We start from the raw sequence: 15,775 nt of genomic DNA on the forward strand, positions 1-15,775 counted from the left end.
ACTCCTCCTGTTAACGTTTATCTGTTCTCTTTGTAAAATAATCTCCAATAAATTGGATAATAAAAACTAAGATTAAAATAGCAATTGTTGCCACTAATGTAACCATTGGCCTGTTGCGTTGAAAGCCTTCTAGATAGGCAAAATGGCCAAGTCCACCAGCTCCAATGACCCCAGCCATTGCAGTGAAACCAACAAGTGAAATCGCCGTAACGGTAATCCCAGAAATTAATGCTGGCAAGGATTCTGGTATTAATACCTTAAAAATAATATGTCCATGTGTTGCACCCATTGATTGGGATGCTTCAATCACACCTTTATCAATCTCCCTAAGGGCGATTTCCACCATTCGAGCATAAAACGGAGCTGCTCCAATAATCAGTGCCGGCAGTGCAGCATTGGCACCGAGCATTGTCCCAACGAGAACTTTAGTAAAAGGGATTAATAAAACAATTAAGATAATAAAGGGAATGGATCTAAAAATATTTACAAAGCCAGCAATAATAATGTTTACTCCGCGGCTTTGCCATATGTTTCCTTTACTCGTTAGAAATAGCAGCAGGCCAAGCAGCAAGCCCAAAATAAATGTCGCAAGGACCGAGATGGCGGTCATATAGATCGTTTCACGTGTTGCCAGTAACAGCTCATCCCACTTAACTAATTCCATAAAGTCAGCCATTACTGATCACCTCCACGCCCACTTGCTGCGAGTGAATATAATCGATGGCTTTCTGAATTTCATTAGCTTGGCCATCCAAATGAATAAATAATGTTCCATAAGACCCGTTTTGCGTATGAGAAATATTCCCTTGGAGAATATTTACTACGACATCAAAATCACGAATCACACGTGTGATTAATGGCTGTTCTGTTGCTTCCCCAAGAAACGATAGTTGAATGACCTTTCCATGCGGATAGCGCTCTAGCAAATGCTCTGCTGTTTCCTTTGTTTTTTCCGGTTCGGTTACCTGCTGGACAAACCGTTTCGTAATCGGCTGCTGAGGGTTTTTAAATACATCAAGCACCGGACCAAGCTCCACAATCCGCCCACTTTCCATGACCGCTACTCGATGACAGATTTTCCGGATGACATGCATTTCGTGAGTAATCAGCACAATCGTTAAGCCGAATTGTTTATTGATATTCACTAAAAGGTCGAGAATAGAGTCTGTTGTTTGCGGGTCGAGCGCTGATGTTGCCTCGTCACATAACAGCACCTTTGGGTTATTGGCAAGGGCCCGGGCAATCCCGACCCGCTGTTTCTGCCCGCCGCTCAACTGTGAAGGGTAGGCGTCACCTCTGCCCTCAAGGCCAACTAACTTGATCAACTCTTCAACTCGTTTTTTCCTTTCCGGTGCGCTCACACCGGCAATCTCTAATGGAAAAGAGATATTTTCGCTAACTGTTCTTGACCAAAGTAGATTGAAGTGCTGGAAAATCATGCTGATTTCCTGACGGGCTTTTCTAAGCTCTGCACCCTTTATTTTTGAAATCTCCCGGCCAGCCACGTTGACAGTTCCACCCGTAGGCAGCTCAAGGCCATTTAACATGCGGATTAAGGTACTTTTACCAGCCCCGCTATATCCGATCACACCAAAGATTTCTCCTTCTTTTATATCCAGGTTTACTTCATCAACAGCTTTTAACTGTCCCTGCTTGGTAGAAAAAATCTTTCGTACATTTTTAATGGAAATCATTGAATCACCTACTTCTTGTCCTTATTATAGGATTTGATAATTTTCATGAAAGAATTCTATTTTAGTAAAATAAAAAGCCTCTCTGCAAAGGCAGAAAGGCATCATTATTAAATGAATCCTTTCTCCCATCTTTCAAAGCCGCAGGCTTTGTGTGAATTGGCACCATTTCAATAAAATTGACGGTTGCCGGGCTTCATAGGGCACATCCCTCCACCTCTCTTGATAAGAGCAAAAGCTATCCTATATTTAATTATACATGCATTAATACTATTATTATGAAAGTAATAGTATCACGGTTAGATAGTAGTGTCAACGACAAAATTCTACATTTTCAAAAAACTATTTAAGGAAAATTTAGGCATTGGTTTTTAAAGATGTTAAGCCTGTTGCAGCTTCGATTGCGTCCTCTAAATCTTCCACTAAGTCCTCAACATTTTCGATTCCAATGGATAGACGGATCAAGTCCTCAGAAACACCCGCTGACTTTAATCCTTCCGCATCCAGCTGCTGGTGTGTGGTGCTTGCTGGGTGGATAATTAAGCTCTTGGCATCGCCGACATTAGCCACGTGCGCCCATAGGGTGATCGCATCGATTAATTTCGCACCGGCTTCTCTTCCGCCTTTAATGCCAAATACAACCATTGAACCAGCGCCCTTAGGTAAATATTTTTGTGCCAATTCATAGTCAGGATGTGATGGATGCCCCGGATAAGAAACCCATTCAACCGCAGGATGATTATGCAAGTATTCCACTACCTTTTTGGTGTTGGCGACATGCTCTTTCATCCGTACATGAAGCGTTTCTAACCCAAGAACAAACTGGAATGAGCTTTGCGGGCTTAAAGCCGGCCCCATGTCGCGGAGAAGCTGTACGCGTGCTTTAATAATATAAGCAACTGGTCCAAGTGCCTCTGCATAAACAAGGTCATTATAGCTGGAGTCTGGCGTTGTTAAGCCAGGGAATTTCGGTGAATTCCAATCGAACTTGCCTCCGTCGACAATAATGCCCCCTGTAGTTGTTCCATTACCTAATATCCACTTGGTTGCGGAGTGAACGACGATATCAGCGCCATGCTCAATTGGACGGCACAAGTATGGTGTTGCAAAGGTATTGTCCACGATAAGAGGAACCCCTGCTTCATGAGCAATATTGGCTACTTTTTCAATATCCAGGATTCTTAAGCTTGGGTTGCCGATCGTTTCAGCGAAAACAGCTTTTGTTTTTTCCGTAATGGCGGCACGGAAGTTTTCCGGATTCTCTGGGTCGACAAACTTCACATTAATCCCGTATTTAGGCAGGGTCACTGCAAATAGATTATACGTTCCACCATATAGATTGGATGCAGCAACAATCTCATCACCCGCTTCGGCAATGTTTAAGATGGCCAATGTGATGGCAGACATACCGCTTGCCACTGCCAGTGCGCCAACGCCGCCTTCTAGAAGCGATACTCTTTCTTCAAAAACAGTTGTCGTTGGATTGTGAATCCGTGTATATATGTACCCAGGTTCCGCTAACGCGAATAGATTGGCGGCATGCTCTGTGCTTTTGAATTGGTAGGCGTTATTTTGATAGATAGGTAGCGCCCGTGCTCCTGTTACAGGGTCTGGTGAGAGTCCACCGTGAACACTTAATGTTTCAAACCTTAACTTCTTTTGTTTTTCTGACATAGTTCTTATTCCCTCCCAATATAAAAATAAAACCCATGCTTCCTATAAGAAGATGGGGGTTCTCCGCTCTTCTTATCTTTCAGAGCCCGTTTGCTCTGCTGGATTTAGCACCGTGTGGTCCACCGGTTGCCGGGCTTCAACGGGCCAGTCCCTCCGCCGCTCTTGATAAGAATGTATATTTAGTTTGCTGTTCGTTGCTTGAATATTCTAAAAAAATAATACCTGAACTTTAATTCCGAGTCAATACCTTTGATTAAATTATTTTGGCAAGATTTGTCTGACCTTTAGTTAAATAAAATAGTGATTCCAGTAGTAATATGGTCCTTAGTGCGCCTTTTACGTTCAGGGCGCCATTCCGTTGCAGTACCCTTAATCTTTCTTGCCCCCCGAGAAGTTGCTTTAGTTCTTGCGGGCCGCCGTGGATTTGGCAATTTGCCTGATCCGAGTGTGAGTCATAGAGGGCGAATATTTCCCCGTTTTTAATAACCAGTTGAACCGATTGCTGTTCGGTGGTGCTTAGGCTAATCCTAAGTTCTGCGTGCTGAATTAGCGGAAGAATATGGCCTTGGTCTTTTAATGTTTTTAAAAAGCTATTAACCTCTTCTATCATTTTAATCACTCCGGAATCCACGTCTATACCAATTACTATTCAGCAGCGATTCGCCTATTCCTTTATGAATTGCTCGACATTATCTTCGGACGGGTGGGGAAATATTAACATTTCCCGAGAAATATGTCGGACTATGCTGGATGCTGGTAATGTTAACAAAATATTCATACATTCTAATTTGCGTTTCAGTAAGTTGAAGTAAAATTGGATATGGGTATTTTTAATTATTTGAGAGGATGCGGACTATGCCTATACCAAAAAAATCGCGCGGAGTACCAAAGGAGTTGCTTATGTTACGTGCCTTAAACCCGCGTATGGCACTTGCTGATACAGACAGGAGAAAGTATTACAGTATTACTCTCTTGAAAAAGGCTATCAAGGAGAAGTGATGTTTGATGCTATTACCGAAGGATTGAAGAATAACTGCATCGTATTAAATGACTTGCTCTTTAAATTGAAAGGAAAATACTTTCAAATCGATACTATTATTATTTTTCAAAAAACAATTTACCTGATTGATGTTAAAAATTTTGAAGGAGACTATATTTATAAATCTGATCCCGACCGTTTTTGTAAAAATGATACCGAAATTGACGACCCTATCCTTCAATTAATTCGGAGCGAGTCAAAGCTGCGGCAGCTTCTCGACGAATACAGATTTAATTTGCCGGTTGAATCCTACGTGGTTCATATTAACCCCACGTTCGCCTTATACAATGCTCCTCAAAACAATCATGTTATTTACCCAACACAACTCAATCGCTTCATAAGAAAATTAGAAAATATCCCATCAAACCTTAATGGTGGCCATGAGAGATTGGCAGACCTGTTAATTTCTCTGGATCAAGGTGATTATCCAAATGCTACAAAGCCCGCTTATAGTTATGAGGAACTGAAAAAGGGTCCTTATTGTCAGCAGTGCAGCTCATTTTCTGTTTCTGTTGGGGAGAGGAAAATGGTTTGTAATACGTGTGGTTGTCAGGAGAAACTGGAGTCTGTAGTGCTGCGCAGTGTTGGGGAGTTAAGGTTGCTTTTTCCTGAGTTTAAGATTACGACGAATTTGGTGTTTGAGTGGTGCGGGGGTGTTTTTTCTAAGAAAATGATTCGAAGGGTTCTTAAGGAAAACTACAAACTAATAGGACATGGTCAATGGTCGTTTTTTGAGTAAATAATTACCTTTTTGGGTATTGGGGGATAATAAGTTTACGGCTAGGGCACCCATTCCTTTTATTGGTTACCTTTCCCTTTGGATTTACAGCGGGTCGGGCGCCCATATCCCCTATTGGTTACCCCTCCTCTTGGTTTTGCGTCGGACCGGGCACCCATTCCCTTTATTGGTTACCCTTCCTCTTGGTTTTACAGCGGTTTGGGCACCCATTCCCCTTATTGGTTACCTTTCCTCTCGATTTTGCGCCGGACCAGGCACCCATTCCCTTTATTGGTTACCTTTCCTCTTGGTTTTACAGCGGTTTGGGCATCCATTCCCCTTATTGGTTACCTTTCCTCTCGATTTTGCGCCGGACCGGGCACCCATTCCCTTTATTGGTTACCCTTCCTCTTGGTTTTACAGCGGTTTGGGCACCCATATCCCTTATTGGTTACCTATCCTCTCGATTTTGCACCGGACCGGGCACCCATTCCCTTTATTGGTTACCCTTCCTCTCGATTTTTCGGCAGCTCGGGCTCTAAGACGCCTTAATGGTTATCTTTTTCCTCAAACCAAAAAACAGACGCCCCGCCCGGCGTCTGTTCATCATCTCAAATACCCTTTTATTTTCTCCAACACATACGGAACCGAATGAAATGCATAAAGCGTCTCTGCAACACGCCCACCTTCCACAAACAATAAACACGGCACACTCTCAATCGCAAAAGACCGAGCCAAATCAGGGTAGTAGTTTAAGTTCATTTTTCCAATACTAACATCCCCAAGTGCTGCCTCCGCGACAACTAGCATTTTCCCGGCCACCTGGCAGGTCCCGCACATGGGTGTATAAAAGTAAACTACGCCGCGCTCGCCGCTCTCCCAAAACGCGGAAAATTCATCTCGATTCCATTCTAACATCAGTAACTTCAGCCCATCTCTAAAAACTCTTTATGCACGTCAATGTTTGCCCCCAGCAGAACCGTTGCTAAGTGGTGCTCTGGGGCGGTTGCCACTTCGCGGTACATTCGGTCTATATATAAATGCTCTGCATTTGGAAATTCTCTTTTAAAAAGCTTGCGCAGCTTTTCACCTGCAGCATCGGCGTCAACAAGAATGTAGACATCTTTGTCCTCAAGAATATCAATCCACTCATCCAACTTTGTGTGGCTAATGGTCCCGTTTGTACAAATTATTTCGACGGGCTCTTTTAAAATATTCTTGACCTTGTTTTTGTCCGACTTTCCTTCCACAATAAGAACTTTGTCAACATACGAATCATTCATCATCCATCACCTGATATGAAGTGGTTTACTGTTAACATATTCCGGAATTACTAATACGTGTACACATCTTTGTATGTCAACTATACCATCATTAGTATTTTAAAAATAGGAATTTGCTTAAAAGATGATGGAATCTTTTCATGTCTCAGCACCATCCACCATCATCACAGTCAGTATACTTGGCATCCCGGCCCTCTGTTGTGGTGACATGCTGATATATTTTTTGGCCTTCGGCTTCAAAATGATGTTCGAGCTTCATTTGAACATTCTCTGGAAGCTTACATATGCCGATTGACTGATTTTCCAAAAACAGCTCTAATTCTCCATTTTTGAGCTTGCCCACTACCCGGTCTGTTACGTCTATCTTATGTTGATTCAATGCCATTTTTTCCACCTGCCATATAATTTTATTTATAGTTTCCCCATTAACGCAGAAGAAAAAGTGGTAATAAAAAGAAAAAGCACCCGCAATGGGCGCTTTTTCGCTCAAAAAATTAATCTTCTTTAATCATTTCTTCGTATTGCTCAGCAGTCAGCAGTTCATCCAGCTCGCCGTTATTTGAGACTTCAACCACGATCATCCATGCTTTTTCATATGGAGATTCGTTCACATATTCAGGGTTATCGTTCAGGTCTTCGTTAATTTCAACAACCTTGCCGCTTACGGGAGAATAAAGTTCGGAAACCGTCTTAACAGACTCAACGCTGCCGAATGGTTCGCCGGCATTGATCTCATCGCCGACTTCAGGAAGTTCAACGAACACGATGTCTCCTAATTCATGCTGTGCAAAGTCGGTGATTCCAATACGCACGAGGCTGCCTTCGTTTTTTACCCATTCATGTTCTTCAGTATAACGCAATTCTTTTGGTGTACTCATTGTCTAAATCCCTCCATGATTTTGCTAATAATATCTATCATCGAAATATATCGATTGCCAATTTAATGTGGACTATTTCGTCCATACTTTCTCAAACTCATCTTCTTTAAAGCCGACAGTGACATGTTCACCGTCTGTTAAAATCGGGCGTTTCAGCAACATGCCATCAGACGCAAGCAAGTCTAACAGTTCATCTTCGGAAGCGGTCTTTAATTTGTCTTTAACGCCTAATTCACGATATTTCATTCCGCTAGTGTTGAAAAACTTCTTTAATTCCAAGCCGCTTTTTTGATAAAAATCTCGAATTTCCTCACGGGATGGAGGGTTTTCCACGATATGTACTGGCTCGTAATTAACTTCATGCTGGTCAAGCCACTTTTTTGCGTTTCGACATGTTCCGCACTTCGGATACCAGTAAAAAGTCAAAGACATCCTTTCACCGCCTTTTACTAAAATTCAGTCATAATTGAATATTACCATAACTATTTTCAAAATAAAAAATATCCAACCAAACAATTCGACTAATTTCGTGAAAATCCTGCCAAGTTTCGAAAAAATTCAAAAATAAAAAAGGGCCCCTACATGAACAAAGGGGACCTGTTACAAGATATTAAACTAAATAACGTTCTGCTTCGATGATGACATCGGCAGCTTCGCGTTTTTTCGCAATTACGTTGATTGGAGTGTGGCGAGTCAGCTTTCTTAGTGTGGAAAGCATCATGCGCAGCATGTCGCCTTGTTCAACAGCCACAAGGGTTTCTTTAGCAACAGCTTCGATACGGTTAAACGCTTCTTGGCAGAAGATTTGAGTGTAAAGAAGCTTCTGTTGGTTCTTTTCTGCACCGTCTTTGGCAATTGCTTTTTCAGTACGTAACACAACAGATTCCATTGAATATACATCTGAAATGATATCAGCGATATTTGCCAGGATTTCTTGCTCTTTTTCAAGGGCCTTGCCAAATTTTTGAGCTGATAAACCAGCAGCAACCAGCGCAAGTTTCTTAGCTTGCTTTACTAGATATTTTTCCTGTGCCAATGGCTCATCGCCTGGCTCTTCAGGCATTAACATCATTAATTCTTCTTGAAGGGCCATTGCTTTTTGGAATAATGGAAGCTCGCCTTTGATCGCTTTTTTCACAAGCGTTCCTGGAACAAGAAGACGGTTGATTTCGTTTGTTCCTTCGAAAATACGCTGGATACGTGCGTCACGGTAGGCTCTTTCAATTGGATACTCCTGCATGAAGCCGTAACCGCCATGGATTTGCACACCTTCGTCAACCACATGGGCAAGTACTTCACTGCCGAAGAATTTGTTTAATGAACACTCGATGGCATATTCAGCGATAGAATCCGCAAGTTTCTTAATATCTTTAGTTTCTTCATCGGAAAGCTTGCCTTGGTTTTCTTCATATAGGCCGATTGTACGCCATACGGAGCTTTCAGCAGCATAAATTTCAGAAGCCAATGTTCCGAATTTTTCTTTTGTTAAATTAAATTGGGAAATTGGTGTTTTGAATTGCTGACGGCCGTTTGCATATTTTACAGTCATTTCAAATGCTTTCTTGGAACCGCCCACAGCACCAATTGCAAGCTTGTAACGACCGATATTTAAGATGTTGAACGCGATAACGTGGCCTTTGCCGATTTCACCTAGTAGGTTTTCAACTGGAACTGGGACATCTTCTAAAATAAGGGTACGAGTGGATGAGCTCTTGATCCCCATTTTCTTTTCTTCAGCGCCGGTAGAAACTCCAGGGAAGCTACGGTCTACGATAAATGCTGAGAACTTTTCACCGTCAATTTTAGCGTAAACAACAAATACATCTGCGAAGCCGGCGTTGGTAATCCATTGCTTTTCGCCGTTTAGAATATAGTGAGTGCCTTCTGCATTTAATTTGGCAGTCGTTCTTGCGCCTAGAGCGTCAGAACCTGAACCTGGCTCAGTTAGTGCGTAAGCGGCAAGTTTTTCACCAGATGCAAGGGCTGGTAAATAGCGTTTCTTTTGGTCCTCGTTACCGAATAAAACGATTGGCAGTGAACCGATACCTACGTGTGCACCGTGGGAAAGCGCGAAACCGCCGCCGCCGGCCATTTTTTCAGTAATTAAAGATGAAGTGATTTTGTCCAAGCCTAAACCTTCGTACTCTTCAGGCACGTCAGCAGCTAATAGACCCAGTTCGCCAGCTTCCTTTAAAAGCTTGACAGTAATATCAAATTCATGGTTTTCAAGACGCTCAAGAACAGGATGAACTTCTTTTTCCACAAAGTCTTCAGCTGTCTTAGCAATCATTAAATGCTCTTCCGTAAAATCTTCCGGGGTAAAGATTTGATCATAAGTAAGATCTTCAATTAAAAAGGCTCCGCCTTTAACGATTTTTTTAGTTTCAGTCATCGAAAATTCCTCCTAATTTTAAATTGGCAGGGTGGGGGCGACTCGCTCAAGGGGAGGGCCGCCGCCAAATAAATTAAAGTAATTCAAATACGCCTGCAGCACCCATTCCGCCGCCGATACACATGGTAACGACACCGAATTGTTCCTGTCTGCGTCTTAGTTCATTGATTAGCGTTAAGGTTAATTTTGCACCTGTACAGCCAAGCGGGTGGCCTAATGCAATCGCACCGCCGTTTACGTTCACTTTTTCTTCATCAAGGCCAAGCTCGCGGATGACCTGGATGGACTGGGAAGCAAAGGCTTCGTTTAATTCAAACAGGTTGATATCGGAAACCTCAAGGCCAGCGAGCTTAAGTGCCTTTGGAACGGCAACAACAGGACCGACACCCATGATTTCCGGCGGAACGCCGCCGACAGCGAAGGAGCGGAATCTTGCCAATGGCTTAAGGCCAAGTGCTTCAGCTTTTTCGCGGTCCATAATCATAACTGCAGCCGCACCATCACTTGTTTGTGATGCATTACCGGCAGTTACTGAACCTGTTACCGAGAATGCAGGACGAAGCTTTGCAAGTGTTTCAAGATTTGTTTCCGGACGAACACCTTCATCAACAGAAAACTTGATTGTTTTTTCAACCAGTTTATTGTCTTTGCCGACAGAACGGAAAGTAACATCAACTGGAACGATTTCATCAACAAATTTGCCTTCCTGGATAGCTTTGAAAGCTCTTTGATGGCTTCTTACTGCAAAAGCATCCTGCTCTTCACGGGAAATGCCATATTTTTTCGCTACCTCTTCAGCTGTATGACCCATTCCCATGTAATATTCCGGTGCGCTTTCGACTAATTTTGCGTTTGGCCGGATCACGTGTCCGCCCATTGGCAGCAAGCTCATTGATTCCACGCCGCCGGCGATCGCTGTGTCAGTGTGCCCAAGCATGATGGACTGTGCTGCATACGCAACTGCCTGCAAACCGGATGAACAGAAACGATTGACAGTGATGGCTGGAACCGTGTGCGGAAGTCCTGCCAATGCCCCAATGTTTCTTGCCACGTTCATGCCTTGCTCTGCTTCAGGGGTCGCGCAGCCAATGACTAAATCATCGATATTTCCATCATAATTTCCGGCACGCTTTAATGTTTCTTTAACGACTAATGCCCCCAAATCATCAGGACGAACCTGGGCAAGCGTTCCTTTTTTCGATTTGCCGACCGGTGTTCTTGCTCCGGCAACGATTACCGCTTCTCTCATGCAAGTTCCCTCTCTTTCTTCCAATCTTGGAATATACGAATCTATATGTCTGCCAAGGGCACGAGGGCCCCTGCTGTCACATATTTTTTAATGCTTATAGCTCGTTTTCTAGTTTCTTAACGGCTTCCCTTTCACAAGCATGTGCTGCATGCGCTGCTGTGTTTTAGGTTCTTTGATTAAGCTTAAGAAAGCTTCTCTTTCAAGGTCTAATAGATATTCCTCGTCTACTTCGGTACCATATGGTACTTTACCGCCGGCAATGACGTAAGCAACTTTCTTGGCAATTTTTAAATCATGCTCAGAGATGTAGCCGGAAAGCTTCATCGCTTCTGCACCAAGTAAAAGTGTTGCATAGCCTGTTTCACCGACAACCGGAACCTTTTTCTTCACGCGTGCTTTGTAGCCTTTCTCATGTAGTGCAAGAACAGCCTGCTTCGCATCGTATAAAAGATGGTCGCCGTTGACGCTGATGCCGTCGGCTTTGCTTAAGAAATTGTTTTCGCGTGCTTCTTCACCAGAAGTGGAAACTTTCGCAGTTGCAATTGCTTCAAAAACTTTATTGGCAACCTGCTGCAGGTCAAATTGTACGCCGTTTGGAATGTTTTCCAAGTGCTTAATGTAAAGCTCTTTGTTTCCGCCACCGCCAGGCAGCAGGCCGACACCGACTTCAACAAGACCCATATACGTTTCAGCAGAAGCTTGAATATGTGCAGATGGCAAGCAAACCTCAGCACCGCCGCCAAGTGTCATGCCAAATGGCGCTGCGACAACCGGTTTGGCGCTGTATTTTACTTTTAATAATGCTTTGTGAAGCTGACGAACTACCATGTCAAGCTCCCAATAGTTGTCATCCTGCGCTTCCATCAGCATCATTGCCAGGTTAGCACCGACGCAGAAGTTCTTGCCTTGGTTGCCAATAACAAGACCCTTGTAGTTTTTCTCCACTTCATCAACAGCAAAGTTAATCATTTGGATCGTGTCCATGCCAAGTGCATTGTTTGGAGAATGGAACTCTAAGAGTGCTACTCCATCACCGATATCGATTAGGCTTGCGCCGCTGTTTTTCTTAATAACGCCTTTTTGTTTCTTAATTTTCTTAAGGTCAATCGCTTTTGGATTGAACTCAACAAGCTTGTATTCACTTTTATCGTAGTAGTAAAGCTCGTTATTTTCTTCTTTATAGAAGGAAGTGAAGCCTTTTTCGAGCATTTCGGTTACCCACGAAGGGACTTCCATGCCTTGTTCCTTCATCTTCGCTACCGATTTTTCAACACCGATGGCATCCCATGCTTCGAACGGTCCGTGCTCCCAGCCGAAGCCCCATTTCATGGCACGGTCAATGGAGACGATATTGTCTGCAATTTCTCCTAAAAGCTTAGCGGAATAAACTAAGTTTTGAGAGTTGGTATTCCACAAGAATTGTCCGGCACGGTCATTTGCGTAAACAAGCGCTTTCAATTTGTTGCCAGTGCCCTTCTCCTGTTTCGCCAACTCCATGGAAGGGGTGGACAGTTTTTTGCGCGGTCCGTATTCAAGTGTATGTGGATCCAGTTCAAGAATTTCTTTACCTTGTTTCTTGAAGAAACCTTGCCCAGACTTGCTTCCTAACCAGCCGTTTTCAATCATTTGCTTTAGGAAAGCAGGTACTTCAAAAACTTCCTTCTCGTGACCTTCGACTTTTTCGTACACGTTTCCAGCAACGTGATAGAAAGTGTCTAGTCCAACTACATCAAGAGTTCGGAAGGTAGCACTTTTTGCACGGCCAATTAGTGGACCAGTGAGGGAATCAACTTCACCGACACTGTACCCGCCCTTTAACATTTCGCGGACAGTGACGAGCAGGCCGTAAGTTCCGATGCGGTTGGCGATAAAGTTTGGTGTATCCTTCGCTACAACGACACCTTTACCTAAGACATCCTCGCCAAATGTTTTCATGAATGAAAGCACTTCTGCGTCAGTATACTGTGTAGGGATGATCTCTAATAATTTCAGGTAGCGCGGCGGGTTGAAAAAGTGTGTTCCAAGGAAGTGCTTTTGGAAATCCTCTGAACGGCCTTCCACCATCGCTTCAACAGAGATACCAGAAGTATTGGAGCTAATGATGCTGCCTGGTTTGCGGTATTGGTCAACTTTTTCAAAAACTTGCTTCTTAACATTGAGGTTTTCAACAACTACTTCGATCACCCAGTCAACATCTTTCAGTTTCTCTAGGTCATCTTCAAGATTACCTGCTTCGATTAGCGCGATATTCTTCTTGGCTGAAAGTGGTGCTGGCTTTTGCTTAAGTAATTTTTGTATGTTTGTGGCTGCGATGCGGTTACGTACCTGTTTATCTTCTAATGTAAGTCCTTTGGCTGCTTCTTCTTTTGTCAATTCACGTGGCACGATATCCAATAATAGTGTTGGAATGCCGATATTTGCTAGATGTGCCGCAATACCTGAACCCATAACTCCGGATCCTAAAACGGCTGCTTTTTTGATTAATTGGTTCAACATTGTCTCCCCCTTCAAACTTTGAATGAATCCTCATTCATTTTTTGGGTAAAAAAAATTTCAAACACCTGAATGAGTTTTACTACTAATTACTATAAGATATTTCAAAAAATTGTGCAATCGGTAAACGTGGAAAATTGAAATTTTTTTGAATAATGATTCTTCTTCTCACTACGATATATATTTTGGGTGCTGGGCAACCTATGTTTTGAGGTGATAATCAATGGCGAAAATGAAGAAAAATCCGTCTAAGGCAGGCGTCAGCGCAGCGAGTGTGCAAGGAAATGCCGGACCGGGCCGCGAAGCAAGCGGAGTGGACAAGCAAAACAGCCAGAATAGTCAATTTAAACGATAATTGTTAGAAAAAAGGTGCTCTGGGAGCACCTTTTTTGGTGGAAATTCGCATTCGGAGTTGTCTATCGGCGAATTTTTCGATTCTATCGGCGAATTCTGGACTTCTATCGGCGAATTTCAAGTCTCTATCGGCGAATCCGGCAATTCTATCGGCGAATCGAAAAATTACTTCTGCGTAGACTGCCGATGCTGTTCATTTAAGACCTTAATTTCATTAATAATTTCCTTCATTTCCGCGCGCGCTTCCGGATAAAGCGCACTCCAGTGGCCGATTAACGCTGGCATCGACTTGGCGATGTGCGAGTACAGGGCCCAAGCCTTAACTTTTTCTTTTGTCTCTCCATCAGTTTCCCCAACCAACAGCTCACTATATTTCTCAAGCAAGGCCTCGAACTGCTGAGCAAAATCCTTCTCCATCTTCCTGACACCTTCCATTCTTGACATTTAGACTGCACGGGCAAGTTTTGCAGCGTTTGCTGCTGCCCTCAAGCTGGTATGTAAAGCAGCACGTTTTTCTGATACGTACCTCCTCTGCCTGCTCATCCAAATAGATTTTTTCAACGTAATATTTTTGCAGTGGGTTCAGCTTATAGCGGCCAAACAAAGACCCTTCCGCTTCAAAAATTAAGAACGAAAAATCCTCTACTGCATTTTTATGTTCTTTTAATTGTGATTCGTACAGCCAAAATATATAAACAGCAATATTTTCCCACAGAATCAATTTCGAAATACCAAATGTTTTTTCAAACAGTGTTATCAGCGGGTAAATATTTTTTGCAAAAAGCTCTTTGATCACACCTTTCCGCCATTCAGAACGTGCTTCCCTGGTATCCCAATCGTCAGCTGTAAAATCCTTGAGAGAAAAGGCCGGGAGCCAGTTTTCCAATTTAGATGCTGACGCCATCCTCACTTTATCTAACGAAACATTGATTTTTTTATTCCAAGCGGTCATCGCATAAAGCGAAATTACCGCTAAAAAGGCATATCTTTTGATAAAAATCGAGGCAGCTATTTTTTCCGAAGGAGCACCAATCGCATCGGAAAGGTCCGCCATAAAATTTTTTAAGAAGGCTTCATCAAGTAAATGAGCTGCTTCAAAGGAATCTTTCAAAGCAGCTTTAAGCCTGTATTTACTTAGTACAGCAATTTCTTCATCTGTTAGCAGTTTAACCATTGGCAGCCGCCGCCTTATCTAATATACATCTTCCCTTGCCATATGGAATGCATAGTGGAGTTCCGAACAGCGGGTCCATTGTTACCTCGCAGTCCATATCAAAGACGTTTTTCACCAGGCTGCAGTTGATTACAAGCTCCGGCTTTCCCTGGGCGTAGACGTTTTGATTCTTGATGGCGACAATATTATGGGCATAACGGCAGGCAAGATTTAGGTCGTGTAGCACCATGACCACCGTCCGTTTTTTCTTCTCATTTAATTCAAAAAGCAAATCAAGAATCTCGATTTGGTGGGTCATGTCCAGGTAGGTCGTCGGCTCATCAAGTAAAATAATTTCCGTATCCTGAGCCAGGGTCATGGCAATCCAAGCCCGTTGCCTTTGGCCGCCGGAAAGGGAATCCACAGGTCTGTCCTTTAAATCCTCTAGCCGTGTTGCTTTAAGGGCATCGTTTACCTTTTTCTCATCCTCTTCCGACCACTGCCGCAGCCAAGTTTGGTGTGGATAGCGTCCCTGCTTAACAAGTTGCAGGACAGTTAAGCCTTCAGGTGCAGTCGGTGACTGTGGCAAAATCGCCATTTTTTTTGCAATCTCCTTTGTCGATAACTTGGAGATTGCTTTACCATCAAGAAGAACAGAGCCGCTTTTCGGCTTTAGAAGACGGGCAATTGAACGAAGCAGAGTCGATTTCCCGCATCCATTTGCACCTATAAAGACAGTAATTTCACCCTTAGGAATTTTTAAATCTAATTCCTTTATGATGAGAGTTTCTCCGTAGGATATGGACAACTCCTTTGTTTCAATCGAACTTGTCATATAAAGCCAGCTCCTT

17 protein-coding genes and 2 riboswitches are annotated in these 15,775 nt (G+C 43.1%); of the genes, 2 read left to right on the forward strand and 15 right to left on the reverse strand.

Going from position 1 to position 15,775, the window contains the following annotated elements; genetic code table 11:
• Positions 1 to 10: 10 nt before the first annotated feature.
• The 4 genes from ACZ5B7_RS25460 to ACZ5B7_RS25475 form a co-directional block, all read right to left on the reverse strand.
• The gene (locus ACZ5B7_RS25460; RefSeq protein WP_213144325.1) at positions 11 to 676 is read right to left on the reverse strand and encodes a methionine ABC transporter permease; all 666 of its coding nucleotides are present in this window, start codon (positions 674 to 676) and stop codon (positions 11 to 13) included.
• The gene (locus ACZ5B7_RS25465) at positions 669 to 1,694 is read right to left on the reverse strand and encodes a methionine ABC transporter ATP-binding protein (protein ID WP_464491410.1); all 1,026 of its coding nucleotides are present in this window, start codon (positions 1,692 to 1,694) and stop codon (positions 669 to 671) included. Before ACZ5B7_RS25465 ends, ACZ5B7_RS25460 begins: the two co-directional genes overlap by 8 nt.
• Before the next feature lie 122 nt (positions 1,695 to 1,816).
• Positions 1,817 to 1,923: riboswitch (SAM riboswitch) on the reverse strand.
• Between the two features lie 125 nt (positions 1,924 to 2,048).
• The gene (locus ACZ5B7_RS25470) at positions 2,049 to 3,365 is read right to left on the reverse strand and encodes an O-acetylhomoserine aminocarboxypropyltransferase/cysteine synthase family protein (protein WP_464491411.1); all 1,317 of its coding nucleotides are present in this window, start codon (positions 3,363 to 3,365) and stop codon (positions 2,049 to 2,051) included.
• A 69-nt stretch (positions 3,366 to 3,434) separates the two neighbouring features.
• Positions 3,435 to 3,537: riboswitch (SAM riboswitch) on the reverse strand.
• A gap of 81 nt (positions 3,538 to 3,618) precedes the next feature.
• Positions 3,619 to 3,975 (reverse strand): SCP2 sterol-binding domain-containing protein, encoded by a 357-nt coding sequence (locus tag ACZ5B7_RS25475; RefSeq protein WP_464491412.1) that lies wholly within the window; start codon positions 3,973 to 3,975, stop codon positions 3,619 to 3,621.
• Positions 3,976 to 4,363: 388 nt separating this feature from the next.
• Between ACZ5B7_RS25475 and ACZ5B7_RS25480 the strand changes: the two genes are divergently transcribed.
• The gene (locus ACZ5B7_RS25480) at positions 4,364 to 5,143 is read left to right on the forward strand and encodes a nuclease-related domain-containing protein (RefSeq protein WP_464491413.1); all 780 of its coding nucleotides are present in this window, start codon (positions 4,364 to 4,366) and stop codon (positions 5,141 to 5,143) included.
• A gap of 585 nt (positions 5,144 to 5,728) precedes the next feature.
• Here the strand turns inward: ACZ5B7_RS25480 and ACZ5B7_RS25485 are convergent.
• The 8 genes from ACZ5B7_RS25485 to ACZ5B7_RS25520 all read right to left on the reverse strand — a co-directional run bounded on the left by ACZ5B7_RS25485 (position 5,729) and on the right by ACZ5B7_RS25520 (position 13,420).
• Complete coding sequence (locus ACZ5B7_RS25485; RefSeq protein ID WP_464491414.1) at positions 5,729 to 6,040, reverse strand: thioredoxin family protein; 312 nt, start codon at positions 6,038 to 6,040, stop codon at positions 5,729 to 5,731.
• Between the two features lie 8 nt (positions 6,041 to 6,048).
• On the reverse strand, positions 6,049 to 6,405 hold the full coding sequence (locus tag ACZ5B7_RS25490; protein ID WP_213117825.1) for a toprim domain-containing protein: 357 nt from the start codon (positions 6,403 to 6,405) through the stop codon (positions 6,049 to 6,051).
• Between the two features lie 145 nt (positions 6,406 to 6,550).
• Positions 6,551 to 6,790 (reverse strand): YusG family protein, encoded by a 240-nt coding sequence (locus ACZ5B7_RS25495; RefSeq protein WP_213144319.1) that lies wholly within the window; start codon positions 6,788 to 6,790, stop codon positions 6,551 to 6,553.
• A gap of 109 nt (positions 6,791 to 6,899) precedes the next feature.
• Positions 6,900 to 7,283 carry a glycine cleavage system protein GcvH gene (gcvH, locus tag ACZ5B7_RS25500; RefSeq protein WP_464491415.1) on the reverse strand — a complete coding sequence of 128 codons (384 nt, stop codon included), beginning with the start codon at positions 7,281 to 7,283 and terminating at the stop codon, positions 6,900 to 6,902.
• A gap of 72 nt (positions 7,284 to 7,355) precedes the next feature.
• On the reverse strand, positions 7,356 to 7,715 hold the full coding sequence (locus ACZ5B7_RS25505) for an arsenate reductase family protein (RefSeq protein WP_217032103.1): 360 nt from the start codon (positions 7,713 to 7,715) through the stop codon (positions 7,356 to 7,358).
• A 178-nt stretch (positions 7,716 to 7,893) separates the two neighbouring features.
• The gene (locus ACZ5B7_RS25510) at positions 7,894 to 9,675 is read right to left on the reverse strand and encodes an acyl-CoA dehydrogenase family protein (protein ID WP_423799492.1); all 1,782 of its coding nucleotides are present in this window, start codon (positions 9,673 to 9,675) and stop codon (positions 7,894 to 7,896) included.
• A 73-nt stretch (positions 9,676 to 9,748) separates the two neighbouring features.
• Positions 9,749 to 10,924, reverse strand: a complete 1,176-nt coding sequence (locus ACZ5B7_RS25515; RefSeq protein WP_423799493.1) for an acetyl-CoA C-acetyltransferase — start codon at positions 10,922 to 10,924, stop codon at positions 9,749 to 9,751.
• 108 nt (positions 10,925 to 11,032) lie between these two features.
• Positions 11,033 to 13,420, reverse strand: coding sequence for a 3-hydroxyacyl-CoA dehydrogenase/enoyl-CoA hydratase family protein (locus tag ACZ5B7_RS25520; protein WP_464491416.1), 2,388 nt, complete (start codon positions 13,418 to 13,420; stop codon positions 11,033 to 11,035).
• A 220-nt stretch (positions 13,421 to 13,640) separates the two neighbouring features.
• Here ACZ5B7_RS25520 and ACZ5B7_RS25525 point away from each other — a divergent pair, with 220 nt between their 5' ends.
• Positions 13,641 to 13,772 carry a YuzL family protein gene (locus tag ACZ5B7_RS25525; protein ID WP_213117818.1) on the forward strand — a complete coding sequence of 44 codons (132 nt, stop codon included), beginning with the start codon at positions 13,641 to 13,643 and terminating at the stop codon, positions 13,770 to 13,772.
• Positions 13,773 to 13,936: 164 nt separating this feature from the next.
• Here the strand turns inward: ACZ5B7_RS25525 and ACZ5B7_RS25530 are convergent, their stop codons facing one another.
• The 3 genes from ACZ5B7_RS25530 to ACZ5B7_RS25540 are packed head-to-tail and all read right to left on the reverse strand — an operon-like array spanning position 13,937 to position 15,759.
• Positions 13,937 to 14,188, reverse strand: coding sequence for a DUF2573 family protein (locus ACZ5B7_RS25530; protein ID WP_378582858.1), 252 nt, complete (start codon positions 14,186 to 14,188; stop codon positions 13,937 to 13,939).
• Complete coding sequence (locus ACZ5B7_RS25535; protein ID WP_464491417.1) at positions 14,148 to 14,945, reverse strand: IucA/IucC family C-terminal-domain containing protein; 798 nt, start codon at positions 14,943 to 14,945, stop codon at positions 14,148 to 14,150. Before ACZ5B7_RS25535 ends, ACZ5B7_RS25530 begins: the two co-directional genes overlap by 41 nt.
• A complete protein-coding gene (locus ACZ5B7_RS25540; RefSeq protein WP_464491418.1) occupies positions 14,938 to 15,759 on the reverse strand; it encodes an ABC transporter ATP-binding protein in 822 nt (273 codons plus the stop codon). The genes ACZ5B7_RS25535 and ACZ5B7_RS25540 overlap by 8 nt, the downstream gene beginning before the upstream one ends.
• Positions 15,760 to 15,775: the final 16 nt, after the last annotated feature.

It is taken from the genome of Neobacillus sp. S1115, from assembly GCF_055385565.1.

Coding starts and splice junctions, on each gene's coding strand:
- ACZ5B7_RS25520 (WP_464491416.1), bottom strand. CDS start 13,420: ATGTTGAACCAATTAATCAAAAAAGCAGCCGTTTTAGGATCCGGAGTT.
- ACZ5B7_RS25460 (WP_213144325.1), bottom strand. CDS start 676: ATGGCTGACTTTATGGAATTAGTTAAGTGGGATGAGCTGTTACTGGCA.
- ACZ5B7_RS25485 (WP_464491414.1), bottom strand. CDS start 6,040: ATGTTAGAATGGAATCGAGATGAATTTTCCGCGTTTTGGGAGAGCGGC.
- ACZ5B7_RS25525 (WP_213117818.1), top strand. CDS start 13,641: ATGGCGAAAATGAAGAAAAATCCGTCTAAGGCAGGCGTCAGCGCAGCG.
- ACZ5B7_RS25465 (WP_464491410.1), bottom strand. CDS start 1,694: ATGATTTCCATTAAAAATGTACGAAAGATTTTTTCTACCAAGCAGGGA.
- ACZ5B7_RS25475 (WP_464491412.1), bottom strand. CDS start 3,975: ATGATAGAAGAGGTTAATAGCTTTTTAAAAACATTAAAAGACCAAGGC.
- ACZ5B7_RS25530 (WP_378582858.1), bottom strand. CDS start 14,188: ATGGAGAAGGATTTTGCTCAGCAGTTCGAGGCCTTGCTTGAGAAATAT.
- ACZ5B7_RS25505 (WP_217032103.1), bottom strand. CDS start 7,715: ATGTCTTTGACTTTTTACTGGTATCCGAAGTGCGGAACATGTCGAAAC.
- ACZ5B7_RS25470 (WP_464491411.1), bottom strand. CDS start 3,365: ATGTCAGAAAAACAAAAGAAGTTAAGGTTTGAAACATTAAGTGTTCAC.
- ACZ5B7_RS25515 (WP_423799493.1), bottom strand. CDS start 10,924: ATGAGAGAAGCGGTAATCGTTGCCGGAGCAAGAACACCGGTCGGCAAA.
- ACZ5B7_RS25510 (WP_423799492.1), bottom strand. CDS start 9,675: ATGACTGAAACTAAAAAAATCGTTAAAGGCGGAGCCTTTTTAATTGAA.
- ACZ5B7_RS25480 (WP_464491413.1), top strand. CDS start 4,364: ATGTTTGATGCTATTACCGAAGGATTGAAGAATAACTGCATCGTATTA.
- ACZ5B7_RS25535 (WP_464491417.1), bottom strand. CDS start 14,945: ATGGTTAAACTGCTAACAGATGAAGAAATTGCTGTACTAAGTAAATAC.
- ACZ5B7_RS25540 (WP_464491418.1), bottom strand. CDS start 15,759: ATGACAAGTTCGATTGAAACAAAGGAGTTGTCCATATCCTACGGAGAA.
- ACZ5B7_RS25490 (WP_213117825.1), bottom strand. CDS start 6,405: ATGAATGATTCGTATGTTGACAAAGTTCTTATTGTGGAAGGAAAGTCG.
- ACZ5B7_RS25495 (WP_213144319.1), bottom strand. CDS start 6,790: ATGGCATTGAATCAACATAAGATAGACGTAACAGACCGGGTAGTGGGC.
- gcvH (WP_464491415.1), bottom strand. CDS start 7,283: ATGAGTACACCAAAAGAATTGCGTTATACTGAAGAACATGAATGGGTA.